Here is a 19,692-nt window from a genome sequence, read left to right as displayed (position 1 = left end):
AGGCGTCCTGTCCTATCCTGCAAAACCGTTCCACTTTTATTGATATGTTAAGAAAATAGTAATTTAGAGCATCTTTACAATAGAACTATTGTAAAACAAAATTATTTAATGGCTATCCTTTTTACAGTTCTATTATTTTCATTGGATAATTCTAAAAAATAAATCCCTTGTGTGTGGTTTGAAAAATCTACTTTATTTTGAGAAACTCTACCGCTTTGTATAATTTGTCCTTGTATATTTAATAAGTTATACCTAAGATTTTGAATATTTGACTTAATATTGAAAATACCTTCACTAGGATTAGGGTAAACCAATACTTCTTGGATATTAAAGTCGTTTGTACTCAAAGCTGACTTCAACTCAAACTCAATTTTATCTGGTTCGCTTGATAATGATCTTCGTTGTGTGAGTCTTACTGTGTTTTGACCTTGATTTAAGGTAATATTTGGAATTCTTGTCTCTAAATATATATTCCAGTCAAAGGTCCTTGTAATTAAAACATCATCATATAAAGTTCCATTAATTTCTATATCCATGATAGAATCATCTCTATTTCTATTTGCTGCGAAAAGAATAAAATCATAATTACCAGCAGTGGTAACTTGAAATTTATGTTCTATAAACTGGTTTGAAGCAAAAGCGTCTATATATTCTCCTCCAGAAGCTGAAGTGCTAGAGCCCACATTAATATCATTGGAAGCTGTAGTGTAATCTTCTGCTTCTAATTCTATTAAAACTGGGGCATTAGTTTCAGATAATGTAAACTCTTGAAAATATAATGGGCGTTTATCTCCAACTCCTGGTGTATTGTTCCCTGTATCTTCCATGAGATAAACATATAATTTATCACCCGTAACAAAAGCATCAAAATGAGCGAAATTTATAGACTCTGTTCCGGTATAAACTATTTCCCAATCACTTGCACCTTCTAATGTTGTTTTTATGATGACTTTTCCACCTATAAGCTCTACCATAAACACATGATTTTTATAGCTATAAATTTCCCCACGAACTTGTGGGTTTGGGATAAGTCCGTCTACATTACTAGAAAAATTAGTATCGGTAGCCAACTTATAATAGTGTACATTTCTATTATCAACGCGTTGCACAAAATGAATCGCACCATTTTCAGTAACAGTCCAAGCGGGATCGGAAGATGACCTTGGTAATGACGCTGTACCATAATCATCACCTGGTTGTGCTATCTGAACTGGGTCAAGATTAGGGTCAATATTATTTCTGATTGGTAAAGCAATAGAAGCATCATCAACATCAAACCATGGTGTGGATGCATTTGCAGGAATTCCATTGGTATATGCATAATATAATCCGCTATTTAGCATATAGCCATTACTGGTATTGGTATCACTATTAGTGGAGTATCGTATAGAAAAACCAGAATAAAATTTACCGTTTAAAAAGCGCTCACCGCCATACATATTGTTTCTATTAGGTAACGCAAGCGTACCTTCATGAAACAACCAATTATCACTCCATACGCTACCATCATAATGCGCTAAAAGTATATCGCCATTACCAGAGCCACCTTGCCTATATCTAGCAATTAAACTTCCATTATCAGCTCTGTGGATCATCGGATACGTCATACGCTCATAGTCCTCTCCGGATTTTAAATAATTTCGCTTAGGATTGAAAATATCTAAAGTAAACTCATTATCAGGTACAAAAGCCATGTTTGCTTTTGAAACTGAATAATTAAAGAAATGATTGGGCAACGAGGATGACCTATAAGCATGCATGTCATATAATATATGAATGGTATTATCAATTGTACTTACGCCAATAGCAGCTGTATTATGAGAATCGCCACGTATACCTGTACCATTTAGAAGTTCACCGCCTTGCCCTACATGTTGGTGTGGAAACTCAATAGTAACCCAATTGGAGTTTGGAATATTTAAATTCTTTCTTGACAACATTAAATTGCGGGTATCCATACCCCCTTTGTACCAAGTAACAAAGGCATAACCGTTAACAACATCTACACAATCGCCATGTGGTGTTATTCTTGGAGAAAACCTATAATTTACATTCCTAGTTCCTGCAAAATACAAACCACCCTCACCATCACCAGACACTCTAGTTGAACTATCTAATGTAGCAACTAATTCATTTTGAGCTTCAACTAAAGAACAAAACACTAATAACAAACACAACACAAAGTAACTCTTTTTCATTTTCTAGTTTTTTTTAGTTTTGTCTTTATTTTTTTTTTATAAATTACAAAAAAGCCAGTAAAAAATAATCTTACTGGCTTTTTTATTATTTAATCATTTTCTTTTAAAATGAATTTATTTTAAGTTGAATGGTATGCATACCTGGAGCTAGTCTTATAGACTCAAACGCCGAAGGTACTTTTTCGCCATTATGGATTAAGTCTTTTCCACCTAAATCATTTAACGAAAATTCACCAACCATATTCCCAGGAATCTCAATTTCATAAGTTTGCAATCTAGCACCATTATAAGTGTATTTTCCTTTAATTTGCCCCCTTACAGTTGGTACAGTAATCTCACTTGATCTTAATGTACTCATTTGTGGTTTAATAGTAACAATGCCAAACCCTGGAGTTTTAGGTTTAATGCCCCATAGCCCTCTTGGTATCACATTAGCTGGTGCTGCACCCCAAGCATGGTTCCAATCTAAGTTTACTTTATATTCATAATCCCAGGCTTCTAAACTTATTGTGGAGCCAATACGAATCATATTGTACCAGCTTCTTTTGGCTTTACTGGCTAGTAACTCTAAAGCGTAATCTTCCTCACCAGCATTATATAAACCATCCATTAAAAATTGTGCGCCATAAACACTACAAGCCATTCCTCGAGATTTTACATAATCTACAACAGAACTAAAATGTTCTTCTGGCACTAAGCCAAATGCTAAAGGCATCATATTGGCATGCAAAGAGGCATGGTCTGTACCAATACCATCTACATAAACACCGCGTTCTTTGTCGAACATTTGTTCGTTTACTGCTTTTTTAGCTTTTGCGGCTCTATATTCAAAATCTAGAGCTTCTTGCGTTTTTCCTAATAAAGTCGCAAACTCAGCCATGATTTTCATATTCTCATAAAAGAACGCATTAATTACTGTACTGTAAGGTTTGAACACAAATCCATCGCGTTCTCCTTTTGTTTTACTTCCTGCAAAATTCTTTGACGGCCAGTCTACAATATCAGTTAATGGCTTTTTATAGCCTTTTTCGAATCCCAGCTTATACATAAACTCTTCGGTAACTTTGGTTGATGTTATCAACCCATCTTCATTAGAAAGTTCATAAAGCGTTTTATGTTTTAATGGCTCGTAATAACGCTCTATAAGTTCCGTATTTCCGGTATACATGTAATCTGCATAAATTAATAACGCCACATGTTGTTGCCATTCTGTTGGCCATGTTGGATTTTTCATGAAATACTCTATGGTACGTCTTGCTATGGCATACTCTCTATCAGTAGTGTAATGGCTCAACTGATTAAGGTATGCATCGGCTTCATAAGGAATGCGTTCTCTGTCACCATCTACATATAAACCAGCAAACGTGGTTGCTTTAATGGAGTATTTACAGAAATCCCAAACTTGGTTTAGAATATCGTCATTACTTTTAAAGCTACTTGCATTATCATCCCAATAGCTTGTGTATCGTAATTGTTCGAAATCTTCTGCTTTTAAATCTGTTTGAGCACCTTCGACTTCTGCATATCTAAACGGCTGTAAAACAGGCCACCCTTCTTGTAAAGGAATAGCTTTACTCGGGCCTTTCATTCGCTTGTCTGGAACTGGATTAATTTCTATTTGGTATTTTGTTTTTCCTGGAGTTACATTCACCTTAATCTCTTGATAACGAATATTACTTTTTGCCGGAGGCGTTCTGTTAACATTCCCTTTATCATCAAGCATTTCACCAATTCTAACCGTTAAGGTATGTGGTGCTTTAGCTTCGTAATTAAAATCGATGGTCGCAAAAGCTGCCTTACCAAAATCCATAAAATAGAAATCGCCTCTATTTTCGATTATAACTGGGTTTACTTTATCTATAAGGTATTTATTTTCTGTTGAAATGATATAGTCATCTGGCTTTCCTGTTGTAAATTTTTGTACTTCAGAATAATCTACCAATCTATTTTCCTGTTCCCAAATTCTGACTTTCCAATAGTATGTCTTTCCTATTTCTAAAGGATTTCCTCCATATTCAACATCTGTAGATTTTGTAGAAGCTACACGTCCACTATCCCAAACATCTCCATTGTTTTGATCAATATTCTTTTTATTTGATGCCACTAAAATTTGGTAAGCCCCTTGAAACTTAGAACCTAGTGGTACAGTCCAACCAAACTCAGGTTTTAAATCAAAAATTTCAACATCTGTAGAAGGTTCTCTAATTAATTCTACCGTTAAATCTGTTGGTGCTGCTCTGTATTCGTTACTGTTTTTCTTAATAAGTTCATCAAGCTTAGCTCTTAGCTTATTAGCTGTTTCTCTATATTTTTTCTTACCTATTAGATTTTTAGTTTCTAATGGGTCTTTTTCCAAATTATATAACTCCTCAATAGATTGATCATTTACATACCTGAAATACTTCCATTTTTTTGTACGCACACCCTCGCTTGGTGGGATTTCACTAAAATTCCAAATATGTTCTATGAGTATGGTATCTCTTGCTATGGTATTGGTTTCTTTTTTAACAATTGGCATTAAACTTTTACCTTGCCATGTATCTGGGGCTTTGACACCTGCTAAATCAGCGATAGTTTGTGGTACATCAATATTCAGTACCATATCATCAATGTCTTGATGTTGGTTTTCTCTTGGATCAAAAACAATTAGTGGTACACGGATAGAGTTATCATACATGAGCCATTTTCCTGCAAATTGACGTTCTCCTAGAAAGTAACCATTATCACCCATTACTATGATAACTGTATTTTTATCTTGCCCTTTCTCTTTTAATTTTTCACGTATTTTTTTGATTTCTAAATCTATCCCAGAAATCATTCTATAATATCCTTTTAAACTATGCTGATATTTTTCAGGCGTATCATAACGCCATGTCCAACGTAGTCTATTAAAACCATCTCTAACAATTTTTGGTTGTGCTAAAAAGTATTTATCATCTCCTAATTTTGGATCTGGAATTGTAGTACTTTCTAACATTTGATCCATTTCAGACTGCCAAAAATATTGCTTTGGAGCGCCATCGTGAGCGTGAGGCGCACTAAAACTTAGCGACAAACAGAACGGTTTTTCATTTGAAGCATTTTTGTCAATAAAATCTATAGCTTGTTGGCCTGTATATCGTGTTAAATGTACGGTATCATTATCTATAGTTTTGTAATAATACCCTCTTCTATCCTTGTAACGATTATTCCTATCGTAAGACTCATATTCATCAAATTGCTTGTCTAAATCGTTATAACGCACGCCATACTTCCCGAAAAAGCCAGTGTAATACCCATTGTCCTTTAACAATTTCGGATATGAATTCACCATATATTCTTCGCGCACATTACCCGTTTGAAAATTGTAATTGTGAGCACGTTCGTGTAAGCCTGTTAAAATACTAGCTCTACTGGCAGCACAAATTGGTGTTGTAACTATAGCAGAATTAAAATACGTTCCAGATTTTGCCAAATCATCCATTTGTGGAGTTTCAACAAACTTATTACCAGCATAACCAATGGCATCAAAGCGCTGGTCGTCGGTTAAAATAAAGATGATATTAGGTTTTTGGTTTGCATTTTTTTGCTGTGCATTTACAGGAGAAAAAACATATAAAATGCTGAAAATTAGGATTAAAAAACTGTTGTTGCGCATAAGAATTTATATTAAAATCTAATTTTTGTGTTCAATTAAATGAATTAGAATTGTAGCAAATAAAAATAAAACTTAGCAAGACAAATTCTGTCCTGCTGTGTCCTGAATCGGATTAAAAAAAACCACGAACTTACCAATTATCTGTGCGAAAAACAGATACTGGCAAACCTGATTTAGTTTTTAGATCGTTTTCAAAACAGTCTTTATAGCCATATCTAACAGCTTCAGGTTTGACGATGTTCTCGTTTCGCAGCACTAAAGTCTTTCCATCGCTATCAAAAACAACCTCTGCGTCGTAAAAAACTTGAGCTTCTCCGGCAATTGCAAAACCGCTTACCTTTTCAGTTAAAATAAAACTATCATCCTTGTCAAAATTAAAGGACAGTATTGCTGTATTTCCTTTAATTTCCATCGACTGAAATGCGGGACTTTTGTAATACAGCCCTTTTAAGATATATTGCTTTGTTAATGCCCAATTACTTAATCTTGTTGCTACTACTTCTTTTTTTGAAGGATGAATATCGTTACAATCGCCTGCATCAGTAGTAACAACTAAACCTGTATTCTTTATCTCTTGCGCTATCATTAGTTGTGCTTCGCGAAGCTGGTTTGCTTTAATTCCTTGAGATTGTCTATGTTTGGCATAGTCATAAGGAGCTATTTGTACAAAATAAAAAGGAAGATTTTCATTCTGCCATTGGCTTCTCCAGGATGCAATTAAATCTTTCATATAACCATAATAAGACTCTGGCTCTAATCTGTTTGACTCACCTTGATACCAAAGTATTCCTTTTATTTTGAAATTTTTGAAAGGATGAATCATGGCATTGTAAAGGAAGGTAGGCTTTTTTTGTTTATTCTGCTCCTTCGGCAAGCTATCTGAAAATTTTATACCATCATACTTTAGCAGATGATTCTTGGGAATCCAACTTTCTATTTTGGTACCACCCCAAGAAGATTCAATAATACCAATGGGAATATTTAATTTTTCAAAAAGTCTAGTGCCAAAAATGTAGCCAATAGCACTAAAGGAAAAAGCTGATTCCCTATTTGATTCTTGCCATTTTCCTTTGACATCAAAACTAGGTGAAACACTTGCTGTTCTAGCATTATTAAACAGCCTGATGTATTTATTATCAGATTTTTGAAGATATTTTTCTGCGTTTAATACTTTTGATTTCCTAAGCCCTTTTAAAGGCATTTCCATATTGGACTGCCCTGAACAAAACCAAACTTCACCAATCAGGACATTGCGAAATGTGATTGAAGTGCTTCCACTAACTTGTAATTCCTGTGGAGTAAATGACGCTTTTTCCGTTTTGATGGATGTTTTCCACAAACCGTCTGAATTAGCAGTAGTCTTTGCCCTTGTCCCCCAACTAGAACGTATTTCTATTGTGGCTCCAGGACTATCTTTTCCCCAAATTGAAATGTTCTCGTTTTGTTGCAACACCATATTATCTGCAAAGAATGCAGGTAACTTGATTTGACTTTGTATTGACAAAGTGCAAAGGATAGAAAACAGAAAAGCCTTTTTGATATTCGGTATCATCTTTAACCTAATACACTACTATTCCACCCTACAATTTTATTATTGTACATAGCATCTAATCCCATTTTAACACATATAGATGCTTTAGCTCCTGTAATTACATTTGATACGGGATTTGAATTATCTAAAATTGCCGTTTTGAAATCCAACAATGCTTGCTTGCTTGGATCTAAGTGCTCCAAATTAATCCGCATACCTTTTTCGGCATCCCATTGTGCGGTTGCACCACTAACGCCATCCACATCCTTAATTACCCTGTTTTTTCTCCTGCCTTCAGGATAAAACCATGCATGCTTTGTATCAATGATAATAGTACCTTTATCTCCAATTACCTTTATTTGATAACCATCTTTGGCGTTGCTAGTCAAACAGGTAAATGTTGCCTTTACACCACTGGTATAACTATAAATCAAGTGGATGTTGTCGTAGGTTTCCCTTCCATCTTTCCAGTAATCAACACCTCCAAAACCTGTTACTCTCTCTGGTGTTTCGTCCAATACCCAATTAGCGAAATCGATTTGATGTGAACACAATTCTGCAACAAGTCCGCCTGAAAACTCTCGATACATGCGCCAGTTGACAGCTTTTTCAAACTTTGGATCGGGAACGGGACGCCTCCAATTACCATGCCTATTCCATTGACATTCAAAGGCGGTAACCTTGCCAACCTTTCCATTCTTAATTAAATCTACTACGTGTGTGTATAACCTTGAACTGTGGTATTGATGCCCAGTTTGAAAAATGTGGCTTGAGTGTTCCGCTTTTTTTACCACAGCCCTAATAGCTTCATATCCTTTTGCCATTGTTTTTTCGCAATACACATGTTTACCCACGTCTAGCGCGTCAATAGCAATTTTTGAATGCAAATTGAAGGGGGTTGCTATTATTACGGCATCGATATCATTATTATCCAAAAGTTTACGATAATCCGCATATCCCTTTGAATTTGAATTCACTTTAGCCAACCCTTTTTCTAATCTGAAAGGCAAAACATCACATAAACCAATGACATTTATACCTTCAATGGTATTAATTATAGAACCAAGACCTCCACCTCTATCTCCTGAACCGATAATACCGATATTAATGGCGCTATTGGCTCCCAAAATAGATAATGGGCTGGCATACTGACAACTACCACTGGCAACACCTAAAGTTGCTAGCCCAGTTTTTGTTATAAAAGATCGTCGTTTCAATTGTCATAATTTAGGTTCCCAACCTGGTTCATAAGTTCTAGACCAAAGTTTCATGGCTTCTCTATCAAATATCCTTCCAGAATTTTCGTCAACATCAAAGCCTTTGTTTATGCGATAGGAAATATTTGCGTAATGTGTTAACATTTGAGACATGGCTCCAACGTCAATAGGTGAGGTAAGCGCTTCTTTACCTCTTATAGTATTGAAAAAGTTAACGGCATGTCGTGTTGATAAATTTCCGCCACCGCCTAGTGCAACTCCTCCTTCTTTACCACCAGATTTATTTTCTTTTATAAGTTTACCTTTAAGGTCATATAATTCATAACCTCCTCTATCTACCATTACAGAACCTTTAGAACCGTAAATAATTGTACCACGGCCACGGCCATATTTTGAGTATCCGTTTCTACTACTGCCATCCCATTGAATGACTTTATTACCACCAAATTTATACGTGGCTTCCATGGTATCATACATTTCCCAGCCGTCATTAACAAATTGGTGCTTTCCTGCAATAACGTCTACATATTCCGGATATTTAACATCTAATGCCCAACGTGCAATATCCAATTCGTGGGTGGCGTTGTTGCCCATTTCAGCGGTACCGTAATCCCATCCATACCAATGCCAATTGTAGTTCCAAGTATCGTGCATGTAACCCTTTCGTGGTGCTGGCCCTTGAAACAGCTCCCAATCTAAACCTTCTGGAGGCGCGGATTTAACCGGGTGTGGCACTTCTCCGCGACGATTGGTGTAAAAGGCAATAGCCTTGTAAGCATCACCGATAATACCGTTATGAATTTCATTAATAATTTCAATGCTTTGTGGGGAAGAACGCTGTTGATTTCCCATTTGCACCACTTTATTAAACTTTTTTTGCGCCGCAACCACCAACTCATTTTCTTGCGGATTATGACTACAAGGTTTTTCTAGATAAACATGTTTGCCCCCTTTCATTGCCATTATTGCACCTGGTGTATGCCAGTGGTCTGGTGTTGCCATAAAAATGGCATCGATATCTTTATCATCTATTATTTTCCTAATATCGGTTTCTAGTGCAATCTTATAATCAATTTTTTCGCCAACCGAAGTTACTGCCTTACTCATCTGGCTAGGAAGCACATCGCATAAATATTTCAAACGAACATTATTATCTTTTGATGCTATTGCAGGAATGAATGCCCCATATCGTCTTCCCAGTCCTTGTATTGCAACATTAATTCTATCATTAGCTCCAATAATATTATTATAGCTCTGGGCAGTTATAGCATTAACACTTCCTGCCAAACTTACACCAACACTCGCTAAGGTTGTTTTTTTAATAAAATCTCTTCTTTTATTTTTCATCTTAGTCTTTTTTCTTTGTCGGAACCTTAATTTTTATGTTTCTAAAAGCCACCCTGTCACCATGATCTTGCAATAGAATTTGTCCCTTTTCTAATAAGCCAAAATTTGGCCATTTTTCATATTTACTCTCTGAAACTAATTTTAAAAATGCATCGCTTCCACGTTCATACTCCAAAACTTTAACGTCGTTTATCCAATGTTCAACATGGTTATCAATAGATTTAATATATGCCGTATTCCACTCTCCCATCGGTTTAACCGGTTTGTTGGGATCTGCTTTTATTAAATCGTATAATGAGCATACAGTTCTGCTGCCCTCATGCGAACCTCTTTTAGCATCTTCATGTAATTCATCATCTAAAATTTGATATTCTAATCCAATTGATGATCCTGGACCTTTATTAATTTCAGTATCTACATAATATTTTATACCGCTGTTTGCACCTGGGGTTAATTTAAAATCTACTTTTAACTCAAAGTTACTATAGTCTTCTGTTGTTACAATATCCCCTCCAGCTTCAGATTCTCCACCACCCGAAGCTAAAACTATAAGTTCGCCATTTTCAATAACCCAACCAGACTCTGGGAATTTATCTAGTTTTGCCCCGCGCCAACCATTAGTTGTTTTACCATCCCATAACATTTTCCAGCCTGCACGTTTCTCATCAAATGTGAGATTGTTTTTCGTAATTACTGGTTCTAACGGTGTTGTCTGTGAATATTTTTCTAAATCTTTTGTCATAATTTTAGCATTTCGCCACATCACTTGTTTTCCTAATTTTTCTTTGTGCTTTCCAATGCCATGTACCTGTAGCCCGATAAAACCAGAAGCTGTTTTATCATCTATTAAGTAGGATGCAGGCACACCATTTATCCAAGTCTTGATAGTATCCGCAATGGCTTCAACACGATAATGATTCCATTGGTTTTGTTTAAAAGCTTGTTGTGCATTCACGTTGTTTACGAGAGGGTGAAGCCATCTACGCCGTTTCTCATCATAAATACCACCGCTCCAAGCACGTTTGGATGGATCTATTTCAACTTGATATCCGTGCACTATTCCATCTCTGTAATAAGGCAGGGAGTTACTTCTAATTTGAATACCTGAATTCATTGTGGAATCCACTTTAAAATCAATTTCAAAAATGAAATCGCCATACATTTCATTAGTCGTTAAAAATGTATTTGGTGTATTAGCTTTGGTGGTCCCAATTACAACTCCGTCTTTAACTTCATAAGTCGCTTCTCCACCCAAAATTGTCCAACCTTCTAATGAATCACCCTTAATCAGTTCTACCCAAGGAATTTCTTCTTTTTTTGTGTTACACGAAATCATAAAAAAGCAAGTAACGATCAATAATAGTTTAGTTGCAGTAGTATTCATAATATATATTCTAGGAGTTTGTAATAAATGTACAGATAAATAAAAAAATAACCTCCATTTTAAAACTTAATTTTAAGTGGAGGTTATATTTGACTAACTCAATTAACTACTTTATTTTAAGCGTATAAAAACTATCATGCTAAAACTGCTTACATATATAAGCGTATTCTTAATCATTAAGCAATTCGATAATTAATTATACAGTTCTTTTATAAAATAAAATTAAAGTTTTATAGATAAAAAACTATCCTGTTGTATCCTGAAAAACATTCTCAATTTATGAGTCTTCAGAAATAAAAAAATGGCAGGAATTTAATCCTACCATTTTTAACTTAAATAATTTTGACTTGTAATTTCTTAGAACTAAAGTGTTCCTAATTCAATTCTAGTATAAACTCCTCGAACTTAACATCTCTATCTCTAATTACTAAAGTATCTTTAACTGTATGCAATAAATCAAGTGTTGCTGTTGTTGTTGAAACTAATGTACCAAAGAAGCGGTTCTCAGTAACTTCAACTTCCAACTCTCTGTATTGATAATCTAGGTAAATTACGTCTCGGCTTTCTCCACCCCATTCATCTCCATCTTCTACAAATTTACCAGAGCCTGTTACTGTAACAGTACTATTAGGATCAGCATTAGACACAGTAACATCTTCATTATCATTAAATGTCAATAGCAACGACAATGTATTATTAGTCGCAAGATCTGGGTCTGATCTTCTAACATTAATAGTAGTAGTCGCTGAACTTCTTCCCGCAGTTGATAATGGCAGTAATTCATCACCTACAACAAACTCAGATCTATAAACTGTAGAACTATCAATTTCCCTTGTGTCTGTTTCTGTGGGATCTCCATTTGCAAAAACTGTTTCCAATCCGACAAATCCATCAACCGCATCCTCACCTCGTCTTAAATATATACCTTGATATTTATTCATAAACTTGATACCAAAAAGTGTGTAGTCTTTGGGTTGTATTTGCCAATCATCTGATTTAATCTTGATAGGATTTGTAACACCATCCGCTGGCACACCAGTTAAAAGCGAATCTAATTCTTCATAATCTGTGATTCTTAATGGAATTACATAATTTACTTCACCAAAGTCTGCAAACGATTGTGGATCATCAAAGAAGGTATCTGATAATTGAATTGGAATACGTCCCTTTATAGATCCAGCTGGAATAGTTACTGGACTTTCCTGTTCAATAGTATAGTAGGACGCAGGTAAGACTTGAACATTTACTCCATTAACCCCAGGTAATGCAATTGGATCTATCAATTCTGGAGCAAGTTCAAAAAATACTCTTCGGTCTATATTATTATTGTAAACACCTGTCATAGTGACACCTATTTCAAATCGTCCGTTATTATCATTGTCATTAAAGCCTAGATCGTACTTCCCTTGAATTAATGTTCTTACAGGGGTTTGAAATGGAAAATACACTGAAGTAGAGCCAAAGTCGTCAAACTCATTTTCCTGATTTTCGCAAGCCATAAAACTAAAGGCAATTGCGCATATTATTAAATATTTTATTTTCATGTCTAACATTTTTTATTCTATTAAATTACACAATTACCCTACCAGCCATTATTTTGCTCAAGTTCGGAAAATTTTAAAATCTCAGCATTAGGAATCGGCATATAAGTTGCAAATGACGGGAAATTTCTAATTTCTACAGACGGCAACTCAACATAATTATTACCATCAAAAAAGTAACCTTTAGCTGGTTCGTTTAAAGGTAACCCCCATCTTCTAATATCCCAGAACCTGTGTCCCTCAAAACTTAGCTCTATGCGGCGTTCATTTCTAATAAGCTCTCGCATATCCTCTTGAGATGTAATAGATGCTAGGTAATTATCTGGCTGTGTAATTCCTGCTCTATTGCGTATTGCTGCAATCACATCACGAGCTGTAATACCATCAACCTGAAAGTCTGGACCACCAATTTCATTAGCTGCTTCAGCTAATATTAAAAATAATTCTGTATATCTAAAATACACATCGGCATGCCTTCTACCTAGAGCAGTTCCATCATCATTAATTCTAACTTCAGGTTGCAATAATTTTTTAAGGTAATACCCAGTAGTTGTAGACAGTCCCGGGATAGAATCTAACCTATCATTTCCTCCTCCAAGACCAGTATTAATTATGCCTCCTCCAAATTCAGCACCATTAACAACAACATATTTCTCTAATCTTGGGTCTCTATCGGTATAAGGATCTTGAGGATCAAAACCATTAGCCTCGGTTGCAGGAAAGCCATCTTGCATTGGAAACGCCATAACAAAGTTGTGTGTTGGGTTAATCTCCCCGTTTCCATTCACTGAAGGTGGAAACATTCTTTCTTCATAGTTAAACGTATTACCTCCTATAGAACCACGCCAAAGCGATTCTATACTCTGTATATTATCATCTGATGTATAAAATTCATTACCATTTGGATCTAAACCAGCAACACCTCCAATAGTATTTAGAATTTGAGCTGCGTTTGTTGCCGCCATATTATAATAACTTTGACTATTTAAAAATGAAGGACTTGCTGCAAAAAGTGCCAAACGTGCTTTTAAAGCTCTTACTATTCTTCCTGAAATACGTAGATCAAAGAAATTATCATTTACTATTCCATATTTATCAAAGTCAAAATTTTCTAAATCTGAATACCATGGATCCACTTGTCCTGCGCTTAACCCATAATCTGTTGGTAATAAATTAAGTGCCGCATCAAAATCTGCCATAATAGCCTGAACAGTTGCTTCAAACGATAAACGGGGTACATTAAAGTTACCATCCGCTTCAATAAACTCAGTATAGTAAGGAATACCTAACAATTCTCCCGATGCATTTTCACCAGCATGTGCTTGAAGCACATAAAAGTGATGTAACCCTCTTAAGGCCAATGCTTCTCCTCTTAAACGCATTTCAAACATTGTGTTAGTTAATGTATCTCTACTCCATTGTGTTTCTCCTGCATCAATGATTTCTAGGAATCTGTTTACCCAGAATACACGTTCATAATTACTCCAACGGGCTGCAGGATTAAATTGTGCATTTAACTCACCAAGCGCCATTCGCTTATAATCATTATTTATAACATTATTAACACGATTTAAAAGATTATTAACGGCATCATCAGTAGCAGCTTCAGAAAATGAATATTGATCAACTAAACCCGTATATGCATTTAACAATACACCTTCTGCTGCATTTGGATCTGTAGTAACAAAATCAAAGCCTAACCTGTTTTCATCGACAGGTTCGAGGATATCACAGGATATTATGCCAGTAAATACTAACATAATCAATATATATTTTATTAAATTTTTCATTTTATTTATCTTAATTTTCTAATTATATTAAAATGACATTCTTAAACCAAGCGTGTAAGCTCTAGCTAGAGGCGCTCTTCCTATTCGCAACTGACGTACATCACTATTTTCGCCTATTTCAATCAAATTAGTTCCAGATAGATTTAAACTTAAATCCGAAATACCTATTTGATTACAAAAAGCATCCTCAAATTCATAGGTAACCTGAGCACGGTTAATTCTAAAGAAACTCGTGTCAAATAACCAGAACGTAGATGTTCTAAAATTATTTTGATTTGCTTGCGATGATAATCTAGGGAATGTTGCCGTATCTGCAGTTTCGGGAGTCCATCGTCCTAAAACAACTTCTGAGTATTTATCATTACCGTCAACTGAATAATATTCGTTAAAATTATCATTCAACTTATTACCGAGTGCTCCTGTTTGTCCAGTTCCCAAAACAAACAAACTAAATTGTTTGTATTTTAGGTTAAGGTTAATACCATATGTCCATGGACTAGCAGATTGCCCAAGCGCTACCCTATCATCTTGATTAATCGTACCATCACCATTTTGATCTGCATATTTTATATCTCCAGGCTGAACACTACCAAATTGAGATACAGGTAAACCAGCATTTAAATTACCATCTGTATCAAAATCTGATTCAGCATAAAAACCTTCATCAACTAATCCAAAAATTGTAGATATTTCTCTTCCCTGTGTTTGTAGATAGTCTTCGGTAAATATTTCAGATCTTAAACTTCTTTCGGTTTGGCTGTATAGCACGTTTGCTCCCAAGCTAATTGAAACATCTTCATACGTCTTGTTATAATTCATACCTATTTCAAAACCAGTGTATAAATTCTTATCGAAATTATTATATGGTCTGAATACATTATAAAAAGATGGGAATTGATCTTGTAAGAATGTTATTTGTCTGTCAAGTTCTGTCTTAAAGTAATTAGCTTCTATCCAGAATGAATTCATTAAATACGTTTCGAAACCAATATTTAAATCAATACGCTCTTCAAATGATAAATCAAGATTCTCTCCTTGTGTAATATCTATTCTGTTATTAGAGTTTCCATCACCCCAATTAATATTAGCTCCTCTAGAATAGTTTACGTCATATAAATAGTATGGGCTAGCATCTTCATCATCATCAATACTACCATTATTGTTAAGCGCTACAATACCTCGATCAGACTTAATGATACCCCCTGAAGCCTTTAACTTAAGGTAGTTAATAAATTTGCTATCCTTTAAAAAATCCTCTTCACTTATAATATAAGCTATACCAGAAGTTGGTGAAAACCCTCCTCTATTCCCTTCTGGTAGTTTTATAGAATTGGCATAGGTTCCTGTAAAATCGATAAACAATTTCTTTTTGTAGTCATAAGACATTTGAAACCCTAAGTGTGCGTCAATATCAGTTTGTCTAGCATTATTTTGCCTTTGTGAATTATAAAAACCTAATAAAGACGTGCTTAAGGAATGATCCTTAGCAAGAGTGGTATCATAATTTATCAGCCCATAAAAACCAAATCTAGATATGAAATTATTGGTTTCAAGCTCTTCTGTTTGATCTTTTAGGTCTACACCAAAAACTCCAAGACTTGTTATGCTATCACCCTCCCAGGTTGGTTCGTATGTTTTAAATTCATTCTCTATTATTGCATCATAAGAATCAAAAAAATCAAAACTTATATAAGTTTTAGCTGATAAACCTTTTGTTACCCTATCTAAATCAAAATTGATGGTGTTGTTAAGCTGTGTAGAACGAAACACTCTATTCCGAGAACCACCAGCAATAGCTAAAGCGATAGGTGCATCTGCCCCAAACTGTTGATTTGACCCTAAAAGTCTGCCATTAAAAGTGTTTGCAGCTTGTAATTGTCCTGCAATTGTGGGGTCACTAGTGTCTAGAAAATCTACAGGTAAAAATGGCGAATACGTATTAGGCCTCAAAGTAGTTGCAGCACTCAACAAATCAGCTCTAGACGACTTATTTGTACTTATAATCGCAATACCATCTAGACTACTGGTAATCCAATCGTTTATTTTAAAATCTAAGTTACCTCTTACATTAAAACGGTTAGTGCCAGCATTTACATCTTCATTAATATCAACCCATGCCCCTTCACTATTCCAACCCACATTAACATAATACTGATTTTTCTCATTACCACCAGAAAACTCGGTTATAATATTTGTGAAATTCACAAAAGGTTGCACGTATTCCGTTGAATACAAATCTAAATCTGGGTATTTAAATTCATTAGAACTTGAATTAAACTCTTGGATAGTCGATGCGTCAAAAAGATCAGGTAACCCGTCATTATTTCTTGCTTCATTAAAAAGTTGCATGTAGGGTACTGAGCCTAAATATCTAGGTAAAGAAATAGGTGTTCTGATACCAGAACGGATATTGACATTAACTTCTTTCTTATTAGCATTTCCACGTTTGGTATTAATAACAATTACACCATTTCGTCCTTGGCTTCCGTAGAGCGCAACAGAATTGGCATCTCTTAGCACTGTTATCTGTTCTACTTCTTCCATGTTTAGGATATCAGGATCACGGCCAATTACGCCATCAATAACAAAAACAACATCGCCTACACCACCTATACCCCTAATATTATCAGAGCCTCTTACCCCTAACATGAGTCCGTCAATATAATCTCTAATCCGTTGGGTATTGTCATAAGTTAATCTGTCTTTTGTGTTGATTGACGTTATTGCTCCAACAATAGAACGTCTATCTTTCGTGGTAACTCCCATATTTAGCACATCATTTTCCGACGCGAGGAAAAGAGATTTATTCATGGTAATATTACCAGTTAAGTCAGACATGTTAACAATTAATGATTCATAGCCTCTCTTTTCAATTACAACAGACTGGTCATCCTGTAATTTAATTTTAAACTGTCCATTAACATCCGAAGTTGCCTTATCTCCGTTAGGGCTAAAAACATTAACGCCGCTTATTGGTTTACCTTGTTCATCAACCACGGTTGCGGTTACCTGTACACTATCTGTTTGAGCCATTGTAACATTACAAAAGCAAAACAACATTAAGCTAACTAGGGTAAACAACCTATATAATTTATTTATCTTCATTTTTTTCTTTATATTAATTAAAGCGAATTTGTACAAGACTACCATCCTGGATTTTGAGGAAAGCCTTCGTAAATTTGTGTTTGCTCAACTGGAAATGGTAACCAATAATGCTGAGGAAACTCACAAATTCTTTCTACAAGAAGTGTTTCTGTAAAACTACTTCTGTTTTGTGGAAAATCTAAAGCTAATTTCCTTTTGTATTTATCTAAATGGGCTACTCCCCATCGTCTGATATCTACCCATCTGTGCGCTTCATAACTTAACTCAACAGCTCTTTCTCTTCTTAGTTCATCCATAAACTTGTTGTTATCTGCAACTATACTAGGATGTACATTAGGAATACCTGCTCTATCTCGGAATAAATTAATAGCCCCCTCAGCCGTTAAGCTATAAGAACTTGGTGCTGTAGTTGCTCCCTTAGATGCATGTAATGCTTCTGCATACATCAAATAGACATCTGAAAGTCTCATATGCATGCGCACTCCAACATAATTACCTATAATAGGATTCCATCTGGTATGAAACTTACCATCAACCTTAGGGAAAAATTTGGTCCACATATACCCTGTGTTATTTACTATTTTGATGTTTTCGGCACCAGTACTACGGTGGAAACCTTTGTTAGTTGGAGATTCAAACCAAAGTTGGGCTGCTACATGATTTGGATCTCCAGCTCCAGCATCTATAATTTGTCCGTCAATAATATGCCATCTATAAAAACGTGGGTCACGGTTATCAAAAGGTTTGGTAGGGTCGTACAATGTTGGTCCGTAAGCACCACTAAGATCATCCTCAATAGAAAGTCCATTAGCCATACCAAAGTTGTTATGGATAAAGTTATGTGTAGGACTAATAACTTCAAATCCACCAGAATTGGTATGAATTGCTCTATTTACTCCTGATGCCATAAATCTTTGAGCCTGTACAAGACTACCCCCGGTTGCAGCAAACATAAATTCTGTACCTCCTGGCCATGCACCAGGTGCCGGTGATCTCCAAAACACATCATCGTAATTTTCCCAAGTAGCTAATGCATAGCGTCCTTGGTCTACTAATCTAAGTACTCCTGCAAAAGCATCAACTGCCATATCACAAAGCTCAGTATCATAATCATATGTATTTACACTTACATTGTTACCTTTCATTAAGGGACTAGCTGCAAGAAGTAGATTTTTACCTTGAAAAGCGTATGCCGTTCCTTTGGTAAGCCTACCCTTATTTTCACCTAATGTTAATTGTCCGTAAGGCTCATTATCCCAATCTACAGGTAATAATTCAACTGCTTTTTTGTAATCTTCATTAGCTAGTAAAGCAACTTCTCTGTAAGTTTCTGGTCTTGGTATTTCAAAATCATCTATTAATACTCTATCAATATATGGATAGCGCCCCCAAAATTTCATGATCTCGTTATGGAAAAATGCTCTAAAAAAATAGGCTTGCCCTAGAATAACGTCTTTTTCGGCCTGGGTTGCATCCACCATTAAGTCAATATTCTTAATTACAATATTTGCTTTACGGATACCGCGTAAGCTACCATCATATACTCCTGGTCTTTGTCTGTTAAACGCATTTGTATTTTCTACATTGGCTGAATTGGTTCCTGTTGATCCATAAATCGCATTACGATGGTTATTTAAATAAACAAAATTATCTCTTATCACATCATTGAATCTTCCTGCATCAATATCACCACTTGCTTTTGTAGGCCTATCAACAAACCCGTCATCTCCTAAAAGAAAATCTTGAAAGGTGTGTGCTTGCTGTTCATAAGATACCACTAAGGCATACATTTCTTCAACGAAACCTTGGGCATTTCTAAAAGTAGAAAAAACATCCTCTTCCTCTATAAGTGCCTGTGGAGCTACATCTAGATAGTCCTCGCATGCAGATGAGAACATAAGTCCTAAGATTATTAATATTTTTATTTTATAGTTTTTCATTT

Annotated in this window: 10 protein-coding genes; all 10 read right to left on the bottom strand. The window is 35.4% G+C overall.

Going from position 1 to position 19,692, the window contains the following annotated elements; all coding sequences use genetic code 11:
* Positions 1–101: 101 nt before the first annotated feature.
* The 10 genes from AC1B0Z_RS16000 to AC1B0Z_RS15955 all read right to left on the bottom strand — a co-directional run bounded on the left by AC1B0Z_RS16000 (position 102) and on the right by AC1B0Z_RS15955 (position 19,690).
* A complete protein-coding gene (locus AC1B0Z_RS16000; RefSeq protein ID WP_483793217.1) occupies positions 102–2,198 on the bottom strand; it encodes a BNR-4 repeat-containing protein in 2,097 nt (698 codons plus the stop codon).
* Between the two features lie 103 nt (positions 2,199–2,301).
* Positions 2,302–5,835 (bottom strand): sulfatase-like hydrolase/transferase, encoded by a 3,534-nt coding sequence (locus AC1B0Z_RS15995; RefSeq protein WP_483793216.1) that lies wholly within the window; start codon positions 5,833–5,835, stop codon positions 2,302–2,304.
* Positions 5,836–5,965: 130 nt separating this feature from the next.
* Complete coding sequence (locus tag AC1B0Z_RS15990; RefSeq protein WP_483793214.1) at positions 5,966–7,339, bottom strand: sialate O-acetylesterase; 1,374 nt, start codon at positions 7,337–7,339, stop codon at positions 5,966–5,968.
* 50 nt (positions 7,340–7,389) lie between these two features.
* Entirely contained in the window at positions 7,390–8,583 is a 1,194-nt protein-coding gene (locus AC1B0Z_RS15985; protein WP_483793213.1) for a Gfo/Idh/MocA family protein, read from the bottom strand.
* Positions 8,584–8,586: 3 nt separating this feature from the next.
* Positions 8,587–9,930, bottom strand: a complete 1,344-nt coding sequence (locus tag AC1B0Z_RS15980; protein ID WP_483793212.1) for a Gfo/Idh/MocA family protein — start codon at positions 9,928–9,930, stop codon at positions 8,587–8,589.
* A gap of 1 nt (position 9,931) precedes the next feature.
* Positions 9,932–11,314 (bottom strand): 3-keto-disaccharide hydrolase, encoded by a 1,383-nt coding sequence (locus AC1B0Z_RS15975; protein WP_483793210.1) that lies wholly within the window; start codon positions 11,312–11,314, stop codon positions 9,932–9,934.
* 374 nt (positions 11,315–11,688) lie between these two features.
* Entirely contained in the window at positions 11,689–12,858 is a 1,170-nt protein-coding gene (locus AC1B0Z_RS15970; RefSeq protein WP_483793209.1) for a DUF5627 domain-containing protein, read from the bottom strand.
* A 38-nt stretch (positions 12,859–12,896) separates the two neighbouring features.
* The gene (locus AC1B0Z_RS15965) at positions 12,897–14,645 is read right to left on the bottom strand and encodes a RagB/SusD family nutrient uptake outer membrane protein (RefSeq protein ID WP_483793207.1); all 1,749 of its coding nucleotides are present in this window, start codon (positions 14,643–14,645) and stop codon (positions 12,897–12,899) included.
* Positions 14,646–14,672: 27 nt separating this feature from the next.
* The gene (locus tag AC1B0Z_RS15960) at positions 14,673–17,750 is read right to left on the bottom strand and encodes a SusC/RagA family TonB-linked outer membrane protein (RefSeq protein ID WP_483793205.1); all 3,078 of its coding nucleotides are present in this window, start codon (positions 17,748–17,750) and stop codon (positions 14,673–14,675) included.
* Positions 17,751–17,788: 38 nt separating this feature from the next.
* On the bottom strand, positions 17,789–19,690 hold the full coding sequence (locus AC1B0Z_RS15955) for a RagB/SusD family nutrient uptake outer membrane protein (protein ID WP_483793204.1): 1,902 nt from the start codon (positions 19,688–19,690) through the stop codon (positions 17,789–17,791).
* Positions 19,691–19,692: the final 2 nt, after the last annotated feature.

The organism is Hyunsoonleella sp. J2K-J805, assembly GCF_057167125.1.
The sequence above is the reverse complement of the archived record's forward strand: the minus strand, read 5'-3'. Positions and strand labels throughout refer to the sequence as shown.

What these genes read in the sequence shown, in the direction of transcription:
- AC1B0Z_RS16000 (WP_483793217.1), bottom strand. Translation starts at nt 2,198, where the DNA reads ATGAAAAAGAGTTACTTTGTGTTGTGTTTGTTATTAGTGTTTTGTTCT.
- AC1B0Z_RS15995 (WP_483793216.1), bottom strand. Translation starts at nt 5,835, where the DNA reads ATGCGCAACAACAGTTTTTTAATCCTAATTTTCAGCATTTTATATGTT.
- AC1B0Z_RS15980 (WP_483793212.1), bottom strand. Translation starts at nt 9,930, where the DNA reads ATGAAAAATAAAAGAAGAGATTTTATTAAAAAAACAACCTTAGCGAGT.
- AC1B0Z_RS15975 (WP_483793210.1), bottom strand. Translation starts at nt 11,314, where the DNA reads ATGAATACTACTGCAACTAAACTATTATTGATCGTTACTTGCTTTTTT.
- AC1B0Z_RS15970 (WP_483793209.1), bottom strand. Translation starts at nt 12,858, where the DNA reads ATGAAAATAAAATATTTAATAATATGCGCAATTGCCTTTAGTTTTATG.
- AC1B0Z_RS15965 (WP_483793207.1), bottom strand. Translation starts at nt 14,645, where the DNA reads ATGAAAAATTTAATAAAATATATATTGATTATGTTAGTATTTACTGGC.
- AC1B0Z_RS15960 (WP_483793205.1), bottom strand. Translation starts at nt 17,750, where the DNA reads ATGAAGATAAATAAATTATATAGGTTGTTTACCCTAGTTAGCTTAATG.
- AC1B0Z_RS15955 (WP_483793204.1), bottom strand. Translation starts at nt 19,690, where the DNA reads ATGAAAAACTATAAAATAAAAATATTAATAATCTTAGGACTTATGTTC.